Genomic DNA, 20,487 nt, shown 5'->3' on the forward strand with positions numbered 1-20,487 from the left:
GAGCAGTGAAAATGGCTAAGAGATTTGCAATAACGATAGCAAGAACTTTGGGAAGCGACGGTGGAGAAATTGCACGCCGTGTTGCTCAGCAGCTGAACATCAGGTTCATCGATAAAGAACTTCTGAGCATTGCTTCTTCGGAAAGCGGAATCAGCGAGGCTTTGTTCAACGTAATGGATGAAAAGCTGAACAGAAGGATTTTCCGTCAGAGTACCGCCGCATACCGCGGTGAGGTATATACACCAGGTCATGAAGATTTTCTGTCAAACAAAAATCTTTTTGAATATCAGAGCAAGGTCCTTCGTGACATCTACAATCAGGGAGAACCCTTTATTGTGGTGGGACGCGCAGGAAGCTTCATCCTTGATGAATTCCCTAATGTTGTGAAGGTAAATGTTGTTGCCTCCGAACAGTATTGCGTGGAAAACATCATGGACAGGAACTGCATCAGTGAAAGTGAGGCGAAGAAACTCATAGCAAAGACAAACAAATACCGCTATGACTTTTTCAAATACTTCACTGGAAAGGAGTGGGGCAATCCGTTGAACTATGATCTGTGTCTTAATTCATCAACACTTGGAATTGAGAACTGCGTTCAGCTGATTGTGGAATCAGTCAAGGCTAAAGGACTCTTGTAGGGGTCATTCATCGGGAAGATGAAAATAAACAATGAGAGGTAGACTTATGAAGAGAATTACAAAAGTTGCATTGGGATTTTTGGCAGCAGGAATCATGGCTTTTACAAGCTGTGGTGGAAAGAAGGCTGCATCTGACAAGATCAAGATTGCAATCCTTACAGACGTTACTGGAGACTTTTCAAGCTATGGTATCCAGGCATCAATCGGTACAAAGCTTGCTGTAGATGAAATCAACGCTGCAGGCGGTATCAATGGAAAGCAGATTGAACTGATTCAGTATGATACACAGACAGACAACACAATCTACCAGGAAATGGCAAGAAAGGTTTGTCTTGAAGACAAGGTAGACATGGTTATCGCAGGTATTTCAAGTGCATCACGCGAAGCAATCCGCCCAATCTTTGAAGAGAATGAAACACTTTACTTCTACAACCAGGAATATGAAGGTGGTGTTGCAAGCCACTACGTATTCTGCTGTGGTCCAATCCCAGAAATGCAGATTGATCCAACTGTAGATTACCTTATGAAGGATGTATGTCCTGCAGGTGCAAAGGTTTACATCATCGCAGCCGACTACAACTTCGGTCAGATTTCTTCACAGTGGGCAAAGAAGGCTGTTGAACGCAACGGAGGTTCAGTTGTAAAGACTGAATTCATTCCTCTCGGTGTAAGCCAGTTCAGCTCTACAATTGCAAACATCAACGCTGCAAAGCCAGACATGATCATTTCATTCTGTACAGGTGCTGCACATATGTCATTCTACGAACAGTGGTCAAACAGCAAGTTTGCTGAAATCCCTATCGTTACAACATGTGCCCTTGCAATCAACGGTGAACACAAGCTTTTTGAAGCTCCTGCAATGGCAGACGTATATGTAGGTGCTCCTTACTACGAAGAAGTTGAAACACCTGCTGCAAAGAAATTTACTGCAGACCTTAAGGCAGCAAACCCTTCTGTAAAGTACATGGGTTGGGATGCTGAAACATGCTACACATCAGTTTACCTTTACAAGGCTGCCGTAGAAAAGGCAGGAACAGCAGATGTTGAACCAGTCATCGCAGCTCTTGAAAGCGGAGTAAGCTTTGACGGTCCAGGCGGAATGGCTGTAATCAACGGAAAGGATCACCACACAATCCGTGACATTGCCGTAGGTAAAGTTGAAAAGGACCACACACTCAAGGTTATCAATACTTTCAAGGGTGTTAAGTCAAACTTCATCGAAAGCCTTGGTGTTGACCTTGCAAAGGAAGGAAAGAACGCTAAGAACCTTCAGTACACTCCAGACGGAAACTAAGGTAAGTAAAACATAGGAGAAGAGTTTTATTGAACACAATGGCGTGTTGAATCCAAAGTTTATCCAGGGTTTAACGCGCCATTTCACTATCAGGGGGTCGTAAATGGATATAGTAATTTCATACCTTTACCAGATAATAGACAGCTTCAGTTTTCTTATTCTGAGTTCAATAGGTCTTGCTGTCATATTTGGAATGATGAACATCATCAACATGGCACACGGTGAATTCATCATGCTTGGTGCCTACATTTTTACAATAAGCGCTCTGGCGGGAATTCCGTTCATCTTGAGCGTACTTATTGCAGTTCTTGGAGTGACGGTTTTTGGCATCTTGATCCACAAACTGATCATCTCAAAGCTTCACTCAAGGCCTATGGATTCAATCGTAATCACATACGGAATGAGCCTTGTCATGAAGCAGCTCATACAGATCATCTTCGGATCTACAATGCCGTCTGTATCAATGCCGCTTGGTTCGGTTACCTTGGGTGGCAATGTTCTTTCAGTGTACAGACTTGTTCTTGTGGTAGTTTCAATAGTAATGCTCGTTGCATTCTACATGTTCTTCAACTACACAAAGTTCGGCCTTTATTCACGCGCCACAATGCAGAATGCAGAAGTTGCAAAGGCACTTGGAATCAACACAGGTTTTGAATATTCAATGACCTTTGCCATCGGAGCTGGAATCGCAGGCCTTGCCGGTGCCCTCTATGCACCTGTAATGGCAGTTTCTCCAATACTTGGAGACAGCTTCATCATCCAGGCATTCACAACTGTAGTTGTAGGTGGTGGCAATCCGCTCATCGGAACATTCCTTTCTGGAACAGTTCTCGGCGTCATCAGCGGAATCGTTTCTCTTGAACAGGGACAATTCATCGGAAAAATTGCAATGCTTGTTGCGGCAATCATCTGTATCCGTGTTCTTCCAGGCGGATTCTCTGGTCTCGTTGAAAAAATCCGCAAGGGGGTTTAACTATGAACTTGAAATCAATAAGCCGTTCTTTTAGAAGTGAATCAGAAAACCTGATAGCAGTACTCATGTTTGCTTTCTTCATGATCCTTCCGGCAGCAACATCAGCATATAAAATTCAGATCTATACAAACTTTTTCAACAGTATCCTTCTTTGCTTGAGCATCGTGTTCATCTGGGGATACTGTGGAACATTCAGTTTTGGTCAGGCAGCCTTCTACGGTCTTGGAGCCTACAGCTACGCAATAATTTCTGGCAACATGGGAATCCATTCAATGACTCCTGTGGCAGCTTTGCTTGCAATTGCAATTGTCTGGCTCTTTGCCCTGGTCCTCGGTTACTTCATGTTCTACGGCGGAGTAAACGATGTTTTTGTAGGAATCCTTACACAGTGCATTACCCTTGCCCTTTCAACCTTCTTTGGACAGACAGCGGGTCCTGAATGGCATGTGGGGAAAATCCTTCTTGGCGGGTACAACGGAATCACAAAGATTTCACCGCTTTACCTTGGAAGCCTTAAGCTCAAGGGAGTTTCACTCTACTACTTCTGTGCAATCGTGGTTTTCGCAGTGGTTCTTGTTTTCAAGATTCTTGAAAAGTCAAAGTTCGGCTATACAATGGTTGCCGTCAGGGAAAACCGTCAGAGAAGCAGCATGTTCGGTTACAACGTTCCAAAAATTCAGATGATCGTATTCAGCATCGGCGGTGCCATCGCAGCTTTTGCAGGCGTACTCTATGCATCATGGGGTGGATATGTATCTCCTTCTTCAATGAGCATCACACAGGCAACACTTCCTGTAATCCTTGTTGCATCAGGCGGAAAGAAAAGTCCTGTAGCAGCAATGCTCTTTGGATTCATCTACTACTTTGCAAACAACCTTCTTACAGGATCAGGAAGCAGCTATTCACTCCTTATCCTTGGCCTTGCACTTGTAGTTGTAGTCCTCTTTATTCCTCAGGGACTCTTTAAGGCTCTCTTTGGAAAACTTGATGAAAAGATTATGAGGAGATTCTGCCATGAGTGAGATTCAGGAAACAGAAAGAGGGTCTGAAAGACCAGGGTCAGAAAGACCCGTTGTATTGGAAGTTAAAAACATAGCAAAAAGATTCGGTGGAATCACAGCCCTTACAGACTTCAACCTTACTGTCCGCCAGGGAGACATCCACTGCCTTATCGGACCGAACGGTGCGGGAAAGACAACTGTCCTCAAGATAATCATGGGACTTTATCCTCCGTCAGCTGGAAGGGTAGAACTTAACGGCCACAACATTACGGGAATGAAATCCCATGAAGTTGTCAAAAAGGGCATCTCCATCAAGATGCAGGTTCCGGGAGTCTATCCTGACCTTACCTTGAGGGAAAACATGGTGATTGCAGCACAGAACTTCATTCCTAAAAAGGATCTTGATGCGGAAATCGACAGGCTCATAAAGCTTGTAAAGATAGACAACCTGGGAAATCCTCTTGTAAAGAACCTTTCCCACGGACAGCAGCAGTGGCTTGAAATTGCAATGGCATTGTCCAGTCACCCTAACATCCTTTTCCTTGATGAACCTGCAGCAGGTCTTGGTCCTGAAGAGACACAGTTTACTGCAGATCTTGTAAAGGAACTGAATGCCCAGGGAATGACAATCCTCTTCATTGAGCACGACATGAACTTTGTCCGCGCAATCGCAAAGCAGGTAACGGTTCTTCATCACGGAAAGAAATTTGCGGAAGGAACCCTTGATGAGATTCTTTCAAATGAAGAAGTAGTCCAGATCTATCTTGGAAAGCAGTAGGAGGCTGACATGCTGAAAGTTACTAACCTGTCATCAGGATATGGCAAGGTACAGATATTGAATGATGTGAATCTTGAAATTGCGGAAGGTGAAATCGTTTCCGTCATCGGTCGTAACGGTGTTGGAAAAAGCACATTCTGCAAGACTGTAATCGGAATTCTTCCAACTATGGAAGGACAGATTATTTTTGACGGAGACAAGGACATTTCAAAGACAAACGCCTACAAAAGGGCAAGGGCCGGAATTGCCTATGTTCCACAGGGACACGGTATTTTTCCAAAGCTTACAGTCCATGAAAACCTTACAATCGGTGCGCTCATAAACGAAGCACAGAAGGAAGAAGCCTACGACAGAATCTACAATTACTTTCCACGTCTTGGAGAACGCCGCAACCAGATGGCAGGAACCATGTCGGGTGGAGAACAGGCAATGCTTTCAATTGGACGTGCTTTGGTTAACAAGCCAAAGATCATGATTCTTGACGAGCCGAGCGAAGGTGTTCAGCCGAACATCGTAAACAGGATGGGTGAAATCGTTCAGAAGGTAAGCAGCGACCTGGGTCTTACGGTCATGATGATCGAGCAGCACCTTGGACTCATCCAGCAGGTAAGTCAGAGGGGATATGTAATGGACAAGGGGCACATCATTGAACCTTTGACAAAGGAACAGATCAACGACGAATCTTACGTAACAAAGTTCCTTTCCGTATAAAAAATCAGGCAGACTCCGTTTATATGGAACCTGCCTGTTTATATTCCCTGACACGGAGCATCAAACGACCCCTGGTGTTCCGTGTCTCTTTTTTTTACAGTGCCTGTCTGTACCTTTCATACAGCAATACGCCTGCTGCGACTGAAACATTCAGGCTGTCGATTTTTCCGCATGTGGGAATGGAAACGATGTTGTCGCACTGTTCTTCAAGAAGACGGCTCATTCCGCTTCCTTCGCTTCCCATGATGATGCAGGTCTTTCTGTCAAACTTGATTTCCTGCAGTGATGTTCCGCCTGCATCTGCACCGTAAACCCAGAAACCGCATTCCTTGAGCATCTGAACCGAACGGACAAGATTTGAAACCTTGGCGACATTTACCCAGCTTGAAGCACCTGCACTTGTACGGGCGATGATTTCATTGTCCTTTACGTCGCTTGCGCTTCTGTGGTCTGGAATTACAAGGAGGCTTGCACCAAACTGGTCGCATGAACGGAGTATTGCGCCGACATTGTGAGGGTCGGTTACGCTGTCGAGGACCACAACGGTTGCATTTTCGGGGCAGACCGTAAGCCATTCTTCCAATGCAACGATGTTCTTTGCGTTTTCTTCTTCGCCGTCTACGACAAGGATTATTCCGCGGTGGTCGCGTGACTGAGGTGGAAGGGCTGCACACATTGCATCAAGCTGCTTGCCGTCGACAAGGGAAACTTCAATGCCGCCTTCCTTTGCCATGCCGATGATTTTCTTGATGCGTGGACCAGGTTTTGAATAGTAAACATGAGGAACAATGCCTTCAGGCTTTGAAACGGAATAACGACGAACCTTTTCCTCAACGCCGTGGAATCCTGTATAGATGTTCTGTGCCATATCTGTACCTTAAAAAAATAGCGCAGCAAAAAGCTACGCCATGTATAAATAATGCTGAAAAAGCAAATCTAAAAACCAGTGGGCCCCAGCTACGGAGATAAGGGCAATGGATAACCTCCCGCTTCACGATTAAAAGCGCTGAGCCATTATGGCGGGCCCCTCCTTCCCCTTCTCTCCTGCGTCCCACAGGTTTTTATTAGTTTTTACCACACAAGGTCATAGCAGGTGCGTGTGACCTTGCGAAAATCGGAGAAAAAATTAATCGCAGACTAATTTTTTCCACACACGACCAAAGCAGGTGCGTATGGTCGTGCGAAAATCGGAGAAAAAATTAATCGCAGATTAATTTTTTCCACAACACTGCTTGTATTTCTTGCCTGAACCACAAGGACATGGTTCGTTGCGGCCGATCTTTCTGCCTTCGCGTACAACAGTTGTAGGGCGCATCATGCCTTCGCTGTAAAGCCATTCGCCGTCAACCTTTCTGAAGCCGCCGATTTCGTGGTGAACATCGCGCATGCCGTCAGATGTGTATGTTGCTTCGAATTCAACGATACCTTCGTCGTCGTTTTCTGTTCCCTTTTCTGTGCGCAGAATCTTGAGCCCATGCCATGTGCTCTTGTTGCTCCAGTCCTCAGTTGCCTTGCGGTCGATCTCTGCGATCTTGTCGCCTTTTTCGCAGCTGTTGATGATGAAGTCGATTTCATGCTTTACGTATGAAGTATAGCGGGCTCTCATGAGGGCTTCTGCAGTAGGAGCCTTTGTTGTTCCCTTGATGATTGGTTCGCAGCAGTCTGAATAGTTTTTGCCGCTGCCGCACGGACATAAATCTTTGTTTTCACTCATAATGTTAAAATTATACCAATTATGATATAATTATGGAAGATTATGAAAAGTGACCGCAGTTCCCCAAGAAAGAGAATATTCCTTGCCTTGCTTTTTGCAGCCATAATGTTTTTGGTTGCTGGCATCATACTGTTCTTTTCAAATATTCTTCCAAGGCTTAATGGACAGGGGGCAATCTTCGAGTCCACGGGAAATGAAAGGAAGCACCACATTCTCGTTGTTGGGCAGGCGGACAATTCTGCTTTTCTGAACCAGGTCTTTGAGGGTGCAAGGAGTCTTTCCGTCCATTTCAATTCAGTCGTCGAATTGAGGGCACCTAGTCTTCAGGCAGAGAACATGTCCTTGCAGACCCTTATAGACTATGCCTCCTTCGTCAACTGCGACGGAATAATCGCCTATGTTAATCCTCATGTGGAAGCTTTGCGGAAACCTGTCCGTTCTGATGGAACCGAAATTCCTATGATAACCATTGGACACTATGTTCCTGAGATTCCTCAGATTTCTTTCATCGGAAACAACTATTCAAGCCTCGGATGGCAGATCGGAATCGAATCCGAATCCATGGCAAGGGACAGCGATAAGACCTTCATCGTCATAAGCGGAAAATCGACAAATCCAAACTATGGAAACATGGTCAACAATCTTGTGACCTACTACAAGTCTAAGGGTATAGGCACCTACGAAATTCTTGACAAGGCGGAAGAAGAGAATGAAGCAAGGATAATAGACGCAATCAAGGATCCTGCCCTCAGAAAGACTTCCATTGTCTGCCTTACTGAAGAGGATTCCCTCAGGGTCATGAGGATCGTATCGTCGGTTCCTGCAGCACATAAGGCAAAGGTTCTTGGATTTGGTGAAAATGAGACGCTTGAAATCTACCTTAAAAAAGGACTCCTTACAAAGCTTGTTTCCCTTGATCCAGTCAAGATAGGACGGACCGCAATGTACGAATTCTTTGAGTACCGCAGCCGTGGCTATGCAAACAACTACATCAGCGCAGAAATCCGCGTAAGGAAGGGAAAATGAAATTGAAGATCTTCAGTTCCTTCCTCAGTAAAAGTCTCCGCTGGAAAATAATGTTCAGCATCACGGTTTTTTTCTCCATAATCGGTTCAAGTCTTTTTGTCACCATGCTCATCGACCAGTATGCTCTTGGGGTCATCGGGCGTTCATTCCGTTCCAACGAGGAATTGAATTCATTTTCCAACGATATCGTCCTTGCCGAGAATGCCTTGGAAACATATATCAACTACAGAACCTACGAAAGCATAAACAACTATTACATCGCCGCAAACCGCGTGGAATATTTCTGCCAGACAATGCAGGTTTTTCCATCGACAAATGAAATCAGGCATCAGGAATACATTGTCCATCAGCTTGCCCTTTCATTCCTGCAGTATACATCGAAGGCTGTAGCGGCACATCGAGCCAACAGTCCTGTAAATGAAAGTTACCAGAAGAGCCTTGAAGTCTATCAGTTCCTTGTGGATGAAATTTCCAGGCTGAACATCCTTTACATGAAGAAGAACTCAACGGTCTACAACGCGGACAGAAACAACGTAAGGCTCATACTGAATTTCTACATCGTGTTCTTTGCAGGATTCTTCATGCTTCTTCTTCTCATACTCTATGCCCTGGTCGGCTCCATGACAAAGCCTTTGGGGGAGATTTCCGATGTTGCCCTAAGGGTTGCAGAGCGAGATTTTGACGTTCCGCTTTTCAACAGGGAAAGCCATGATGAAATCGGAAACATCTGTCGTGCCTTTGACAGGATGATCATAAGCATCAGGGAATATATCGACACAATCTGGGAAAAGGCAAGAACAGAAAACGAACTTCGCGAGCGTGAAATGGAAATGCAGGCCCTCTATGCCGATGCACAGCTCAAGGCGTTCCAGAGCCAGATCAATCCACACTTCCTTTTCAACACGCTGAACACTGGAGCTCAGCTTGCCATGATGGAAGGTGCCGACAAGACCTGCTATTTCATCGAGCAGACCTCAGACTTTTTCCGCTACAACATCCAGCAGCAGAAAGAGGATGCGACAATCAGCGATGAGCTTGGAATGGTGGACAACTTCGTATATATAATGAAGGTACGCTTTGGACAGCGCCTTGAATTCATAAAGGATGTGCCACAGGAAAGCTTTAACCAGCATCTTCCGTCAATGACGCTTCAGCCTCTGGTGGAAAACTGCATTCAGCATGGCCTTCAGAATGCGACGGGCAGGGTGGCATTGAAGGTTGAGCGCACTGATGGTTTTGTTGAGATTTCCATAAGCGACAATGGAAGCGGTTTTGATCCAGCAGTAAGGGAAAAATTCCTTGAGGCTGCAAGACGCGGTGTTACGCCTGATTACAGTGAAGTAAAGAAAGAAGAGAAGAAATCAACTGAAGAGCATACGGGAATCGGTCTTATAAATGTTTTCCTTCGGCTTAGGCTTTATTTCCACAGGGATGATGTCTTTGACATTAGGACAAACGATGACGGACAGGGAACCAAATTCATAATAAGGATACCAGAGAATGTATAACATTTTGACTTGCGATGACGAACAGATTGTAATTGATTCCCTTCAGTTCATAATCAAGAAGAATTTCGAAGGACAGATAAATTTATTTTCAGCCCTTTCTGGAAGCGATGCCCTTGCCATTGCAAGCCGTGAAAAGATAGACATCATTTTCATGGACATAAACATGCCTGGAATGAGCGGACTTGAGACCATCAGCTGCATAATGAACCTTAAGCCAGATACGGTGATAGTTGTCCTCAGCGCCTTTGATAAATTCCAGTATGCACAGGAAGCAATGAACCTTGGTGCCTACAAGTACATTACAAAACCTGTAAACAGAAATGTCGTGATCCAGACAGTTCGCAATGCAATGAACCTTGTGGATGAAAGAAGGGGAAAGGACAGCGACGGTCAGGAACTTCAGAAAAAGCTTGATACGGTTTCTCCTATGGTTGAAAGCGACTTCATCTATTCCTGCATGTTCAGCACGGACAGGAATGAAGATCTTTCAAGCTATCTTGAATACTTCAACCTTGAGGTGACAAATTATTTCTTTACCTGCATTGAGGTTCCCCACATCGATTCAAAGAACCAGTATGAAATCTACAGCAGCATAAGGAAAATGTTCGCCGATAGGTACAAGTGCCTGATGGGTTCCTTTATGGCAAACAGACTGGTCATGTTTTTCTGCCTGGACAAGAAAGATCCTTCAGAAGATCTCTTAGAAAGCTTCCATGGAATGACAAAGAGCATCTATCAAATGCTCAGCATGAACATAAGCCAGAAAGTCCGTATGGGTGCAAGCCGTCTTTCCAATGAGTTTGCAAATGTTTCTTATGCATGCAAGGAAGCGGTCAATGCCCTCAACGGAACATCTCCAAACGGAGAGCTTCTGCTTGCCGAAGACCAGACAAAGAAAGCTACTACCACGGAAAAAACCTTTGAGGTTCGTGAAAGAATCTACAACCGCCTTCGCATAGGAGATTCGGCTGGAGTCCAGTTCCTTGCGGGTCTTTTCTGTTCAGAGCAGGCTGCGGCGGGAACGGAACTGGACAAGATAAAGAGCAGTGTATTTGAACTTCTTGTCAACATCAGGAACATCACAAAGGAATTGAATCCTGCCTATGACAATCCATCTTTCGATTCAGCCTTTACCGTTCTTGTCGGTACCCAGGAAATTTCCGTCATGCAGGACTTCCTTACAAATGTCCTTGTGGAATGTGCCACCGCTATCGCCTCGGTTAAGGAACAGAGGGAAAATCCTCTTGTAAAGAAAATAATAGAATACATCGACCAGAACATGAGCCGCAATTATTCCCTTGAGGATGTTGCCGCCAGCGTAGGTGTAAGCTCCTTCTATATGAGCAAGCTTTTCAAGGAAGAAATGGGAGAGACATTCATAAATTATGTTACTGACAGAAGGCTGGACAGGACAAAGAAGCTTCTGCTTGAAACTGACCTTTCGATCAAGGAGATTGCGGGGCAGACAGGCTACAGCGACCAGAACTATTTCAGCCGTCAGTTCAAGAACAAGTTCGGTATTTCACCGACTGATTTCAGGAACACAGGCATTCAGTGAGAGGTCAGAAAATGAAAAAAGTCTTTGTTTTATTAAGTGCATTGATTCTCTTCTTTTCATCCTGCAGCAAAAAGCACAGCGGTGAGCAGAACATCCAGAATCCCAAGGACGCCATCACCGTGGGGTTTTCCATCGACACTCTTGCCATCGAGCGTTGGCAGAGGGACCTGGATGTGTTCATGGCAAGCGTGCGCAGTCTCAATGCCGATGTAATTGTCCAGAATGCTGGCAACAGCGTTGAGGAGCAGAAAAGGCAGCTTATGTACCTGCTTGAAAGGAATGTTGATGTAATCGTCATTCTTCCAAAGGATGCCGAATCCTTGACAGAGGAAATAGAAAAAATCCAGGCTAGGAACATTCCTGTCATTTCCTACGACAGGCTTATAAGGAATACGAAGGTCGATCTTTATGTTTCCGTAGACAGCACAAAGGTTGGAAATCTTATGGGACAGACAATGAAGTCCATTGCGGGTACAAAGAACTGGATATGTATCCTTGGACCTCAGGAAGACTTCAACATGACCTTGATCCAGAACGGAATTCTCAGTTCCATAAAAAATCATGGTCCTGTAATCAATGATATTTTTTATACTGAAGGATGGGATTACGATCATGCAAAACAAAAGATGGTTGATGTAATTACCAGCGGTCAGATTCCTGATGCGATTATCTGCGGAAACGATGCGGTTGCGGATGCCGTCCTTTCAGTTCTTCATGTCTATTATCCAGACAGGCATGTTCCGATCTGTGGACAGGATGCCGACATTGCAGCCTGCCAGAACATTACCCGTGGATACCAGGACTTTACGGTCTATAAGCCAATCACGCTTCTTGCCCAGAAAGCCGCTGAATATGCAGTCCGTATAGGAAAGGGTGAAAATGCGGAATCCATTGCTGCGACGGGAATGACCATCGATAACGGGGATTCAAAGATTCCCTGTATCCTTCTTGAGCCTACTGTGGTTACAAAGGAGAACATGGATGAGGTGATCGTCGACTCAGGATTCCATACCCACGGTGAAGTTTACATGGATTAGAATAGAAAGTATAATTTTTGACACGTTAAATAGAGGGGATAAAATGAACGTAATCACAAAAACTGAACTTGATGAATGTTTCAACTATATAAAAAGCGCCCGCGAAGAAGTAGGCAACCGCGTTGTTGGTCAAAGGGATGTTGTCGATGGAATCATCATGGCTCTCATTGCTGGTGGACATGTTCTTCTTGAAGGCGTTCCTGGTCTTGCAAAGACTCTTGCGGTAAAGACTTTTGCGGACATTTCGGGTCTTGAATACAAGAGGATCCAGTTTACTCCCGATCTTCTTCCAGCGGATGTTACAGGTACACTCATCTACGAACAGTCTACAGGAAGATTCAATGTAAGGAAGGGACCTGTTTTTGCTAACCTTGTCCTTGCGGATGAAATCAACCGAGCTCCTGCAAAGGTCCAGTCTGCGCTCCTTGAAGCAATGGCAGAACAGCAGGTTACAATCGGTGAGAATACATACAAGCTTGCAGATCCTTTCTTTGTTCTTGCAACCCAGAACCCAATCGAACAGGAAGGAACTTACAGTCTTCCAGAGGCAGAACTTGACCGTTTCCTCCTTAAGCTGATCGTCCACTATCCGACACCTGAAGAAGAAATCCAGATCGTAAAGTCTGAAGGCCGTGCAGAAAAAATTCCTGTGAACAGGGTCTTCAATTCATATGCCCTCCAGAAATGCAGGAGTGCAGTCGATGCCGTTACAGTTGACGACAAGATGCTTGCCTACATCGTTTCCATCGTAAACGCAACACGAGCAAATTCCGTACAGCCTAACAGAAAGAACGACATTCAGCGCTATATCGCTTTCGGTGCATCACCCCGTGCAGGAATCGCACTTCTCCGCTGCGCTAAGGTCCACGCACTTTTTGAAAACAGAAGCTTTGTCCTTGCAGAGGATATCCAGGCAGTCGCAAAGCAGGTTCTCCGCCACCGTCTTGTGCTTAACTATGAAGCCGCAGCAGACAATGTGACGGCCGACGACCTTATTGAAAAGATCATCGATTTCATGCCGGTGCCATGATGAAATCACGAAGTGATTTCATCTATCCAACTCTGACGAGTTGGATCGGTTTTCTCGAATCTATTCTGATGCGTTAGTTTTTATGTTAGTTGAAAATTTCAGCACATGTAGCGGAGCATTTTTTTGAAGAACAATACAGCCCAGAGGGCGCACCTTTTACATCTTACCTCCCTTTCTCTTGCAAACGGAATGAAGAATGGATCCTTCAGGTCTCTTTTCCGCGGTCAGGGCATGGAATTTTCAGGAGTCCGTGAATATCTTCGCGGTGACGATGTGCGTGCCATCGACTGGAACGTCACTGCAAGAATGGGAAAACCCTTTGTAAAGGTTTTTGAAGAAGAAAGGGAACTGGACGTCTTCATGATCGTGGACAGGTCCCTTTCCATGAATACAGGTTCGGGAATTCAGTCACGCCTTGAGACGGCAATGGATTGTGCTTCCCTCATCACCATGGCTTCCCTTCACAATGGAAGTCCTGTAGGTTCCGTCATCTTCGACGGCAAGATTGAATTCTCCATTTCACCCAAAGCTGGCAGAAACCAGGCCATGCTTATACTTTCTGAACTGGATAAGAAAGGCAATCAGATAATCGGTTCAGCCCTGGATAGTGCCCTTAGAGGTGCAGAAAAACTCCTTCGCAAGAGAACCCTTGTTTTTGTGATTTCCGATTTCCGTGCCGCAGGCTGGGAAATTCCGTTTGCCCGTCTATGCCAGAAAAATGATGTCATAGCAATAAAGATAACGGATCCACTTGATGATATTCTTCCATCTTTGGGTGCCGTTCCTTTCCGTGATCCTGAGACAGGCTTTGAATGTGTTCTTCCGACATCATCGCAGAAATTCTCCAGGGCTTGGAGAGAAGATGCGGAGAACCGCAACGAGATGTGGAAAAGGGAATGCCACAGGAACGGAGGAGTTCCACTTTCCATCAGCACCATGCAGGATCCTGCCGCAGAGCTTATAAAATTCTTCAGCACAAGAGAGCAGTATTCACAATGAAAAAATTAATCCTTGCCCTTCTTTTGTCAGTGTCGTTTTTCTCAGGCTTTGCCCAGTCAGCAGGTGAGGAAGAAGATGATTCGACCTTGCAGGTTATGGTTCCACGCGATGTATTCATTGGAGACTCAGGACAGATACAGTATTCCTTCAGAAGTCCTGTAGATTTCTTTGCGTTCACCGAAACCGTGGCTTCCAATGAGACCATGGAAATAGACCTTAAGGCAGAGGACTTTCTTGAAGATCCCCTTTCATGCCTTGTCACAAAGACCACACTTTCCCGCACTGGCATCAACTACAACCTTTGCATAACCTTTGTTCCGTGGAAAACGGGCATCATAAAATTCCGTAAGTTCAACCTTGAGGAGATCTGTGTTGAAGGAAAGGAAAATATTTCCGCGGACTTCAATATTGAACTTTCACCAGTGCTGATTCTTTCTCTTGCGGAAAAGCTTGGCACGACAACATTGAGGCCACCTAAGGCTCCAGAAGTTCTTCCATATACAAACTACTATTTGTGGTTTTTCCTTGTGCTTGCAGTGATTGTATTTTCACTTTTATGTACGGCAATAATCAGGTTGCCTGACATCATCAGGAAATGGAAGGAAATAAAGACAAGGATCGGATTCTACAAGAATGCCGTAAAGACAAAGAGACATCTCAACATGCTCCTGAGAAAGAAAATCACTGATGCTGATTTCTCTGAGCAGTGGCAGATGATTCTTCGTGAATATCTTGAGTACAGATTCAAGACACCTTTTGCCTCTGTCACAGGAAAGAACATCGAGTTCAAGATAATGACCGTTACTGGTGGAATGATGGGCGACAGACAGGAAAGGGCTGTTGAAGATTTGACCGCTGACTTTGTGCGCACAAACTATATCCGCTTTGCTTCAGGCTCCATCGATTCAAAAAGGCTTCCAGTGGAAGAACATCAGGCGGGCTTCATGAAGGGCGAGAAAAAATCCCTTATCCTTTCAACTCATAAGATAATCGACGCATTCGAGAAGGAGGACAGCAATGGTTGAATTTGAAAATCCAGGTACATTCATTCTTCTTCTCCTGATTCCTATTCTCTATATCCTGCGCCATATTAAGATCTTATCGCGCATTACTTTTGCACTCAACATGAGCGACTGGAATGGAAGCAATTTTTCATGGGACGGCAAGGTGCGAAAGGCGTTTTCGATTTTAGTCAAGGTTCTCTGCATCCTGCTGTACATATGCTTGATCATTGCTTGTGCATCTCCCGTATACCATCGGCAGCAGAAGGTCTATTCTTCTAGGGGAGCATCCATCATATTTGTTGTGGATGTAAGTCCTTCCATGGCTGCACGGGACATAGGAGAACTTCACCGAATCGATGCCGCAAAGGATGCGATCCATTCCCTTGCTCTCAAGAACGATGGAAGTGAATTCGGTCTTGTTGAAATGGCTGAATCGGCAAGCCTTCTTATTCCCCCTACAATGGACAGGAAGGTTTTCTTTGACAGGCTGGACACCATGAATGTTGGAGAACTTGGAGACGGAACGGCAATCGGCAACGGACTTTCCCTTGCCATCTATCACCTTGAGAATTCTCCTGCAGAAAAAAAAGCAGTTGTCCTCATTACAGACGGAGAAAACAACGCGGGTACGGTTCATCCCAACACCGCGGCGCGTCTTGCAAAAAGCAAGGATATTTCCCTGTATATACTTGGCATAGGAACCAGAGGTGTCGTGCCTTTGGACTATGTGGATCCAAAGACCAACAGGGTTTATTCAGGATATCTTGAATCCAACTTTGATCCTGCAGCCCTTGCAAAGCTGGCCGCTGAATGCGATGGAAAGTTCTTTGAGACGGGGTCCATCGTTTCACTTTCACAGGCAATTTCCACCATTGGAAAAAATGAAAGCGTGATGCAAAGCTATCACATAAAGAACAACGACACCTTCTACTATGCATATTTTCTTTTGGCTGCCGTTTTGCTTGCAGCCCTTGCATGGATCATCAAACGCATTTTCTTGCAGGAGGTACTATGAATTTTTCAGTCGGACATCCAGTTGCTTTCTGGCTTTTTATTCCTCTTGTCTTTGCGCTTTCCTTTGTCATCGTAAAGTACAGAAGACTGAAGAAAGTTCTTTCGGAAAAAAATGAGGTTTCCCGCGGTCACTTTCTGTCCAACAGGCTGGAGCATTGCTTCTGGTTCAAGACGATTTTCCGAACTCTGAGCGCCGCCATGGTCATCCTTGCAGGGGCTGGAATTTCCTGGGGGACAGATACGATTCCTGTTCAGAAAAACGGAAAGGCAGTTTCCCTTGTGTTTGACATTTCATACAGCATGGAAGCACATGATGCTCCAGGTGGAATCTCAAGGCTCAATGCCGCCGCCGCCTATGCAAGGGGGCTTCTTGATCGCTTTGACGGGACAAAGGTTTCGGTTGTTCTTGCAAAGGGAGATGGAACTGTCGCTGTTCCCCTTACGGACGACTACAACTGCGTAGAAACCCTCATCGACAATCTTTCTCCAAGGCTCATGACCGCAGAAGGAACCAGCCTCGGAAAGGGAATCAAGGCTGCCGTATCTTCTTTTCCTGAGCAGTCTTCTGAAGCTTCCTATATACTCCTGTTCACTGACTGCGAAGAGACGGATTCAAGCCTTCAGTCTTCCCTTGCAGAATCCGCACGCTATGGAATTCCAGTGGTGGTGATAGGTTTTGGAAGTGAACGTGAAAGCGAAGTGCTTACTGGCGATGGTCAGACGAAGGTAAAGACCGCATTGCGTACCACGGAAATCGAAAGGATCATAAGGGCTGTAAGCAGTTCTGGACATGCATCTTCATGCGAGTACATAGATGCATCGGAAATGGGATCTGCGACAAAGATACTCAAGATCATTTCAGCTGCGTCAAAAGGCACTGCGGTTACCTATGAATACCAGAGCATCAAAAGACATAAGATGTTCACCATCCTTGCGATCATTTTCTTCCTTGCATCCATTCTTTTTGGGGAACTGGATATTTCAGGAGGAAAAAACAAGCTGCTTTCAAGCGTGGCTGCGACTTCCTGTCTTTTTATCTTCACAGGATGTACTCCAAGGTTTGACGATGGGGTAAAGATTCTACAGGGAAAACTTGACTGGGGAAAAGGCAACTACCAGAATGCTACGGCAAGCTTCCTCCAATCTGCCAGCAGCGCAAAGCTTCGTGGAGATGATTTTGTATATCAATATTCGATCTATGGAATCGGTTCAACATATCTCATGCAGGGAGAAAACGATGCCGCCCTTGCAAAGTTCAACCAGATCTATGAGAACGCTCCAGACCAGATCAAGTTTGCCATTCTCTATAATTCTGGAATCATCGCACACAGAAACGGTGACTATGAGGCCGCGGCAAATTTTTTCAGGCAGTCTCTTTATATAGACGGAACAAGCACGGATGCAAAGATAAATCTTGAGCTTTCATTGAGGGAAGGATCGAGCCATTCAAATGAAAGCGCAAGGGAAATCGTTCCTGTATCGGAAAACAAGGAGGACCAGACTTTGGAAAATGCCCTCTATTCAATAATCAAAGAAGGTGAACAGCAGCAATGGAAAAGCCAGCAAAAAGATTCAGAAAGAACATCGCAGGATTACTGATTCTCTTTTTCCTTTCAGCGGGAACCACATTGTCTGCAAAGGTTTCATGGGCATATCTATGGGGCATGAGGTTCAGACCGACACAGGATACCCTTTTTACGGAAGACGACAATTCCTTCTTTGTTGAGATTGAAAACGTCACTCCAGACAGCGTTCAGATTTCAGTAAACTCACTTCCTCCAAATGTAAGCTTTGTTTCCCAGAAGAAGGAAACAGTCCTTATTCCAAGGGATGAATCCCAGGGAGGCGGTTATGCCCACGGAACAAGGATCATCCTCTGGATGCGGTTTGCAAAGACAGGAAACTACAGGATCAAGCCTATCGACCTTACCATCGACGGTGGCTTCTATCAGATTCCAGTTGAAAGCGTCGAGATTTTCCAGAATCCAAGGTTCATACATCCAGAAGTCAATGTCGTATTCCAGAACCAGAACCTGGAGTCCTCAAAGACAAACCGTAAGAAGCCTCTAAAAATAAATGCAGGCGAGCATATCGTCTTTACCGTGACCGCCCGCTACATGGAATCCGTCCAGAATATTTTCTGGAACATTCCAGAGAATTCAATATTCAAGAAAGTCAGGGATCATGAATTCAAGTCTACGGGAGAAAAGAATTTTGTTACACAGTTTCAGAGCGTGGCAACCTTTGACTGGCAGCCGCTTTCCGAAGGAGACAATGTGCTCCCAGAAGTTTTCATAACGGCAACTTCATATGACGGTTCCATGGAAGATATCCAGTGTCCTGTCTACAGCTTCAAGGTTGAAAAGGCACAGGAACTGATGTCGGAAACAAAGGACGAAAATCCCTTTGTCTATGCTTTCCATGAATCGGAAAAAGTAGCTGGTGACAGAAAGGCTGTGGAAGTAAAGCCTCAGGAAGTTCTTGCATTATATGAGCTTCACAGGAAGGAACGACGTTCTTTCTTTTTTTCGAAGGTGACCGCAGAAAGAAAGAAAGCCGAGATGACCCTTGGTCTGCCATATGATTATCACGAGCCAAGCATCCTTATGCTTAATCTCCTTTGCCTGATAGCCTGCATTTTCCTGGGGCTCATGGTCATGTTCCTTGTTTTCAGACGCAAGACCTGGACTGCGATCTTTGCTTCGTTTTTCATATTGCTGTCGGTTTTTGTTGGAATCTACGGAGTGCGCGTAAAGGCATCCCGCGGTGTGTTCACAGGCGGCGAAATGAGTCCGATTCCTGAATATAATATGCTGACAAGTGTAACCATTCAGCCAGGTAGCGTTGTTTCCATTATCAGGATAGCGGGGGAATGGATGTATGTCCGCCACAACGACACCTACGGATGGATTCCTTCCAGCAGTGTCTGCATCATAAAATGAATTGGAGAAAAAATGGATTTCGGTGATATCTTGAATCAGTGGGAAGGCTCCCAGAGAAAACAGCCGCAGAAAAAACAGCCTCAGGTTTCCCACAAGAAAGCCAATGCTCCGACAAAGGAAGAAAAGGAAGCCGCAAGACAGGGGTATTCATGGGAACAGATTATGGAGCAGGACGGCAAAAAGCGCATGAATCCCATGGATATCTGGCTCAACCGTCACGGCACCGTAGACAAGGATAGAATCAACGAAGAAGCAGAACGAAATGAAAGGCTCAGCAACATCGACTACCTTCGTTCCATGAATCCTGAGGCGGTCATAGACCTCCACCAGCTTACTCGCGATGAAGCATGGTCTAAGCTTCAGAATTTCGTAAACGACTGCTATCGTCGCAACCTCAAGAAAATCCTCATCATCCATGGAAAGGGAATCCATTCCAACGGGAGCGATCCTGTCCTTGGTCAGATGGTCCGCATATTCATCGAGCAGGACAAGCGCCTTGGAACTTCAGGACATCCCGACAGGAACCATGGCGGTAATGGAGCTACATGGGTAATAATAAAGCCTGGCAAGATAAAAGACTGATTCAGTTTGCAAACCTCATGTATTTTTATTATCTTTATGTTATGGAGCCTCTGAAAATTTGCATATCCTTTGTTTTTTTATTATCTTTAGACTAGGAACAGATGAAAGACTTATACGAAGTACTTGGTGTGCAGAAAAGTGCCACAGCAGATGAAATAAAGAAAGCCTACAGGACTCTTGCCTTTAAATACCATCCTGACAGGAATGCAGGCGACAAGATTGCCGAGGAAAAATTCAAGGAAATCAACGAAGCCTACACTGTTCTTGGAGATGACTCAAAGAGACGCCAGTATGACAGCTTTGGTCAATATGCCTATCAGAATTCAAGCCAGCAGAACGGATATCACAATGCGGAGAATTTCTACACCGATGATCCTTTTGCTGAATTCTTCAGGAATGCTTACAGGAACGGCGGCACCTATAATGGCAGCAGTGATGCAAACAACAACTACAGGTATACCTATACCTGGACTTCAAGAAATACAGAGGAACCCAAAGGAAGGAAGGCATTTCCATTTTTCTGCAGGAACCTTTGCAAGGTTATGATCAGCCTTGCGGTAATATATGTTTCAGGTCCATGGTTTTTCCTTGTGCAGATAATCGCCTTCTTTACCCTTATTTCGGGAATAAAGGGAATGATAAAGGGTGCAAGGCTCATGGCAGAGTAATAGGGAAACA

The 20,487-nt window shown here is 45.2% G+C and carries 20 protein-coding genes; 18 read left to right on the plus strand and 2 right to left on the minus strand.

Translation table 11 applies throughout. From position 1 onward, the window contains the following. Window positions 1-11 precede the first annotated feature (11 nt). From ACKI39_RS04330 to ACKI39_RS04355, 6 genes are all read left to right on the plus strand, one after another. Window positions 12-638 carry a cytidylate kinase-like family protein gene (locus ACKI39_RS04330; RefSeq protein WP_407398016.1) on the plus strand — a complete coding sequence of 209 codons (627 nt, stop codon included), beginning with the start codon at window positions 12-14 and terminating at the stop codon, window positions 636-638. A gap of 46 nt (window positions 639-684) precedes the next feature. Continuing rightward, window positions 685-1,932 (plus strand): ABC transporter substrate-binding protein, encoded by a 1,248-nt coding sequence (locus ACKI39_RS04335; RefSeq protein ID WP_407398018.1) that lies wholly within the window; start codon window positions 685-687, stop codon window positions 1,930-1,932. Between the two features lie 103 nt (window positions 1,933-2,035). Continuing rightward, on the plus strand, window positions 2,036-2,905 hold the full coding sequence (locus ACKI39_RS04340) for an ABC transporter permease subunit (RefSeq protein WP_407398020.1): 870 nt from the start codon (window positions 2,036-2,038) through the stop codon (window positions 2,903-2,905). A 2-nt stretch (window positions 2,906-2,907) separates the two neighbouring features. Next, a complete protein-coding gene (locus ACKI39_RS04345) occupies window positions 2,908-3,927 on the plus strand; it encodes an ABC transporter permease subunit (RefSeq protein WP_318691694.1) in 1,020 nt (339 codons plus the stop codon). Next, the gene (locus ACKI39_RS04350; RefSeq protein WP_318691693.1) at window positions 3,920-4,684 is read left to right on the plus strand and encodes an ABC transporter ATP-binding protein; all 765 of its coding nucleotides are present in this window, start codon (window positions 3,920-3,922) and stop codon (window positions 4,682-4,684) included. Before ACKI39_RS04345 ends, ACKI39_RS04350 begins: the two co-directional genes overlap by 8 nt. 9 nt (window positions 4,685-4,693) lie before the next feature. After that, a complete protein-coding gene (locus ACKI39_RS04355) occupies window positions 4,694-5,395 on the plus strand; it encodes an ABC transporter ATP-binding protein (protein ID WP_407398023.1) in 702 nt (233 codons plus the stop codon). Between the two features lie 94 nt (window positions 5,396-5,489). Here ACKI39_RS04355 and rlmB read toward each other — a convergent pair whose 3' ends face one another. Both rlmB and ACKI39_RS04365 read right to left on the minus strand, forming a co-directional pair. Then, complete coding sequence (rlmB, locus tag ACKI39_RS04360) at window positions 5,490-6,263, minus strand: 23S rRNA (guanosine(2251)-2'-O)-methyltransferase RlmB (protein WP_407398025.1); 774 nt, start codon at window positions 6,261-6,263, stop codon at window positions 5,490-5,492. 342 nt (window positions 6,264-6,605) lie between these two features. Beyond that, the gene (locus ACKI39_RS04365) at window positions 6,606-7,109 is read right to left on the minus strand and encodes a YchJ family protein (RefSeq protein ID WP_407398027.1); all 504 of its coding nucleotides are present in this window, start codon (window positions 7,107-7,109) and stop codon (window positions 6,606-6,608) included. Between the two features lie 42 nt (window positions 7,110-7,151). Between ACKI39_RS04365 and ACKI39_RS04370 the strand changes: the two genes are divergently transcribed. The 12 genes from ACKI39_RS04370 to ACKI39_RS04425 all read left to right on the plus strand — a co-directional run bounded on the left by ACKI39_RS04370 (window position 7,152) and on the right by ACKI39_RS04425 (window position 20,477). After that, entirely contained in the window at window positions 7,152-8,135 is a 984-nt protein-coding gene (locus ACKI39_RS04370) for a hypothetical protein (RefSeq protein ID WP_407398029.1), read from the plus strand. Beyond that, a complete protein-coding gene (locus ACKI39_RS04375; protein ID WP_407398031.1) occupies window positions 8,132-9,643 on the plus strand; it encodes a sensor histidine kinase in 1,512 nt (503 codons plus the stop codon). Before ACKI39_RS04370 ends, ACKI39_RS04375 begins: the two co-directional genes overlap by 4 nt. After that, window positions 9,636-11,201, plus strand: coding sequence for a response regulator transcription factor (locus ACKI39_RS04380; protein ID WP_407398033.1), 1,566 nt, complete (start codon window positions 9,636-9,638; stop codon window positions 11,199-11,201). The genes ACKI39_RS04375 and ACKI39_RS04380 overlap by 8 nt, the downstream gene beginning before the upstream one ends. A gap of 11 nt (window positions 11,202-11,212) precedes the next feature. After that, window positions 11,213-12,238: a sugar ABC transporter substrate-binding protein gene (locus ACKI39_RS04385; protein ID WP_407398035.1), complete on the plus strand. Its 1,026-nt coding sequence runs from the start codon at window positions 11,213-11,215 to the stop codon at window positions 12,236-12,238. Between the two features lie 43 nt (window positions 12,239-12,281). Beyond that, the gene (locus tag ACKI39_RS04390) at window positions 12,282-13,268 is read left to right on the plus strand and encodes an AAA family ATPase (protein WP_407398037.1); all 987 of its coding nucleotides are present in this window, start codon (window positions 12,282-12,284) and stop codon (window positions 13,266-13,268) included. A gap of 123 nt (window positions 13,269-13,391) precedes the next feature. After that, window positions 13,392-14,267: a DUF58 domain-containing protein gene (locus ACKI39_RS04395; protein WP_407398039.1), complete on the plus strand. Its 876-nt coding sequence runs from the start codon at window positions 13,392-13,394 to the stop codon at window positions 14,265-14,267. Continuing rightward, complete coding sequence (locus ACKI39_RS04400) at window positions 14,264-15,292, plus strand: hypothetical protein (RefSeq protein WP_407398041.1); 1,029 nt, start codon at window positions 14,264-14,266, stop codon at window positions 15,290-15,292. Before ACKI39_RS04395 ends, ACKI39_RS04400 begins: the two co-directional genes overlap by 4 nt. Continuing rightward, complete coding sequence (locus ACKI39_RS04405) at window positions 15,285-16,286, plus strand: VWA domain-containing protein (protein ID WP_407398043.1); 1,002 nt, start codon at window positions 15,285-15,287, stop codon at window positions 16,284-16,286. The genes ACKI39_RS04400 and ACKI39_RS04405 overlap by 8 nt, the downstream gene beginning before the upstream one ends. After that, entirely contained in the window at window positions 16,283-17,884 is a 1,602-nt protein-coding gene (locus tag ACKI39_RS04410) for a VWA domain-containing protein (protein ID WP_407398045.1), read from the plus strand. Before ACKI39_RS04405 ends, ACKI39_RS04410 begins: the two co-directional genes overlap by 4 nt. Continuing rightward, window positions 17,836-19,227 carry a hypothetical protein gene (locus ACKI39_RS04415; RefSeq protein WP_407398047.1) on the plus strand — a complete coding sequence of 464 codons (1,392 nt, stop codon included), beginning with the start codon at window positions 17,836-17,838 and terminating at the stop codon, window positions 19,225-19,227. The genes ACKI39_RS04410 and ACKI39_RS04415 overlap by 49 nt, the downstream gene beginning before the upstream one ends. 12 nt (window positions 19,228-19,239) lie before the next feature. Next, window positions 19,240-19,809 carry a Smr/MutS family protein gene (locus tag ACKI39_RS04420; protein WP_407398049.1) on the plus strand — a complete coding sequence of 190 codons (570 nt, stop codon included), beginning with the start codon at window positions 19,240-19,242 and terminating at the stop codon, window positions 19,807-19,809. A gap of 101 nt (window positions 19,810-19,910) precedes the next feature. Next, window positions 19,911-20,477: a DnaJ domain-containing protein gene (locus ACKI39_RS04425; RefSeq protein ID WP_407398051.1), complete on the plus strand. Its 567-nt coding sequence runs from the start codon at window positions 19,911-19,913 to the stop codon at window positions 20,475-20,477. The last annotated feature ends 10 nt before the right edge of the window (window positions 20,478-20,487 follow it).

It is taken from the genome of Treponema sp. (assembly GCF_045641405.1).
Classification (GTDB): Bacteria; Spirochaetota; Spirochaetia; order Treponematales; family Treponemataceae; genus Treponema_D.

Excerpts from the sequence above, each read along its gene's own strand:
- rlmB (WP_407398025.1), bottom strand. The coding sequence starts at position 6,263 with ATGGCACAGAACATCTATACAGGATTCCACGGCGTTGAGGAAAAGGTT.
- ACKI39_RS04410 (WP_407398045.1), top strand. The coding sequence starts at position 16,283 with ATGAATTTTTCAGTCGGACATCCAGTTGCTTTCTGGCTTTTTATTCCT.
- ACKI39_RS04350 (WP_318691693.1), top strand. The coding sequence starts at position 3,920 with ATGAGTGAGATTCAGGAAACAGAAAGAGGGTCTGAAAGACCAGGGTCA.
- ACKI39_RS04375 (WP_407398031.1), top strand. The coding sequence starts at position 8,132 with ATGAAATTGAAGATCTTCAGTTCCTTCCTCAGTAAAAGTCTCCGCTGG.
- ACKI39_RS04335 (WP_407398018.1), top strand. The coding sequence starts at position 685 with ATGAAGAGAATTACAAAAGTTGCATTGGGATTTTTGGCAGCAGGAATC.
- ACKI39_RS04385 (WP_407398035.1), top strand. The coding sequence starts at position 11,213 with ATGAAAAAAGTCTTTGTTTTATTAAGTGCATTGATTCTCTTCTTTTCA.
- ACKI39_RS04345 (WP_318691694.1), top strand. The coding sequence starts at position 2,908 with ATGAACTTGAAATCAATAAGCCGTTCTTTTAGAAGTGAATCAGAAAAC.
- ACKI39_RS04355 (WP_407398023.1), top strand. The coding sequence starts at position 4,694 with ATGCTGAAAGTTACTAACCTGTCATCAGGATATGGCAAGGTACAGATA.
- ACKI39_RS04390 (WP_407398037.1), top strand. The coding sequence starts at position 12,282 with ATGAACGTAATCACAAAAACTGAACTTGATGAATGTTTCAACTATATA.
- ACKI39_RS04365 (WP_407398027.1), bottom strand. The coding sequence starts at position 7,109 with ATGAGTGAAAACAAAGATTTATGTCCGTGCGGCAGCGGCAAAAACTAT.
- ACKI39_RS04420 (WP_407398049.1), top strand. The coding sequence starts at position 19,240 with ATGGATTTCGGTGATATCTTGAATCAGTGGGAAGGCTCCCAGAGAAAA.
- ACKI39_RS04405 (WP_407398043.1), top strand. The coding sequence starts at position 15,285 with ATGGTTGAATTTGAAAATCCAGGTACATTCATTCTTCTTCTCCTGATT.
- ACKI39_RS04370 (WP_407398029.1), top strand. The coding sequence starts at position 7,152 with ATGAAAAGTGACCGCAGTTCCCCAAGAAAGAGAATATTCCTTGCCTTG.
- ACKI39_RS04380 (WP_407398033.1), top strand. The coding sequence starts at position 9,636 with ATGTATAACATTTTGACTTGCGATGACGAACAGATTGTAATTGATTCC.
- ACKI39_RS04415 (WP_407398047.1), top strand. The coding sequence starts at position 17,836 with ATGGAAAAGCCAGCAAAAAGATTCAGAAAGAACATCGCAGGATTACTG.
- ACKI39_RS04425 (WP_407398051.1), top strand. The coding sequence starts at position 19,911 with ATGAAAGACTTATACGAAGTACTTGGTGTGCAGAAAAGTGCCACAGCA.
- ACKI39_RS04400 (WP_407398041.1), top strand. The coding sequence starts at position 14,264 with ATGAAAAAATTAATCCTTGCCCTTCTTTTGTCAGTGTCGTTTTTCTCA.
- ACKI39_RS04340 (WP_407398020.1), top strand. The coding sequence starts at position 2,036 with ATGGATATAGTAATTTCATACCTTTACCAGATAATAGACAGCTTCAGT.
- ACKI39_RS04330 (WP_407398016.1), top strand. The coding sequence starts at position 12 with ATGGCTAAGAGATTTGCAATAACGATAGCAAGAACTTTGGGAAGCGAC.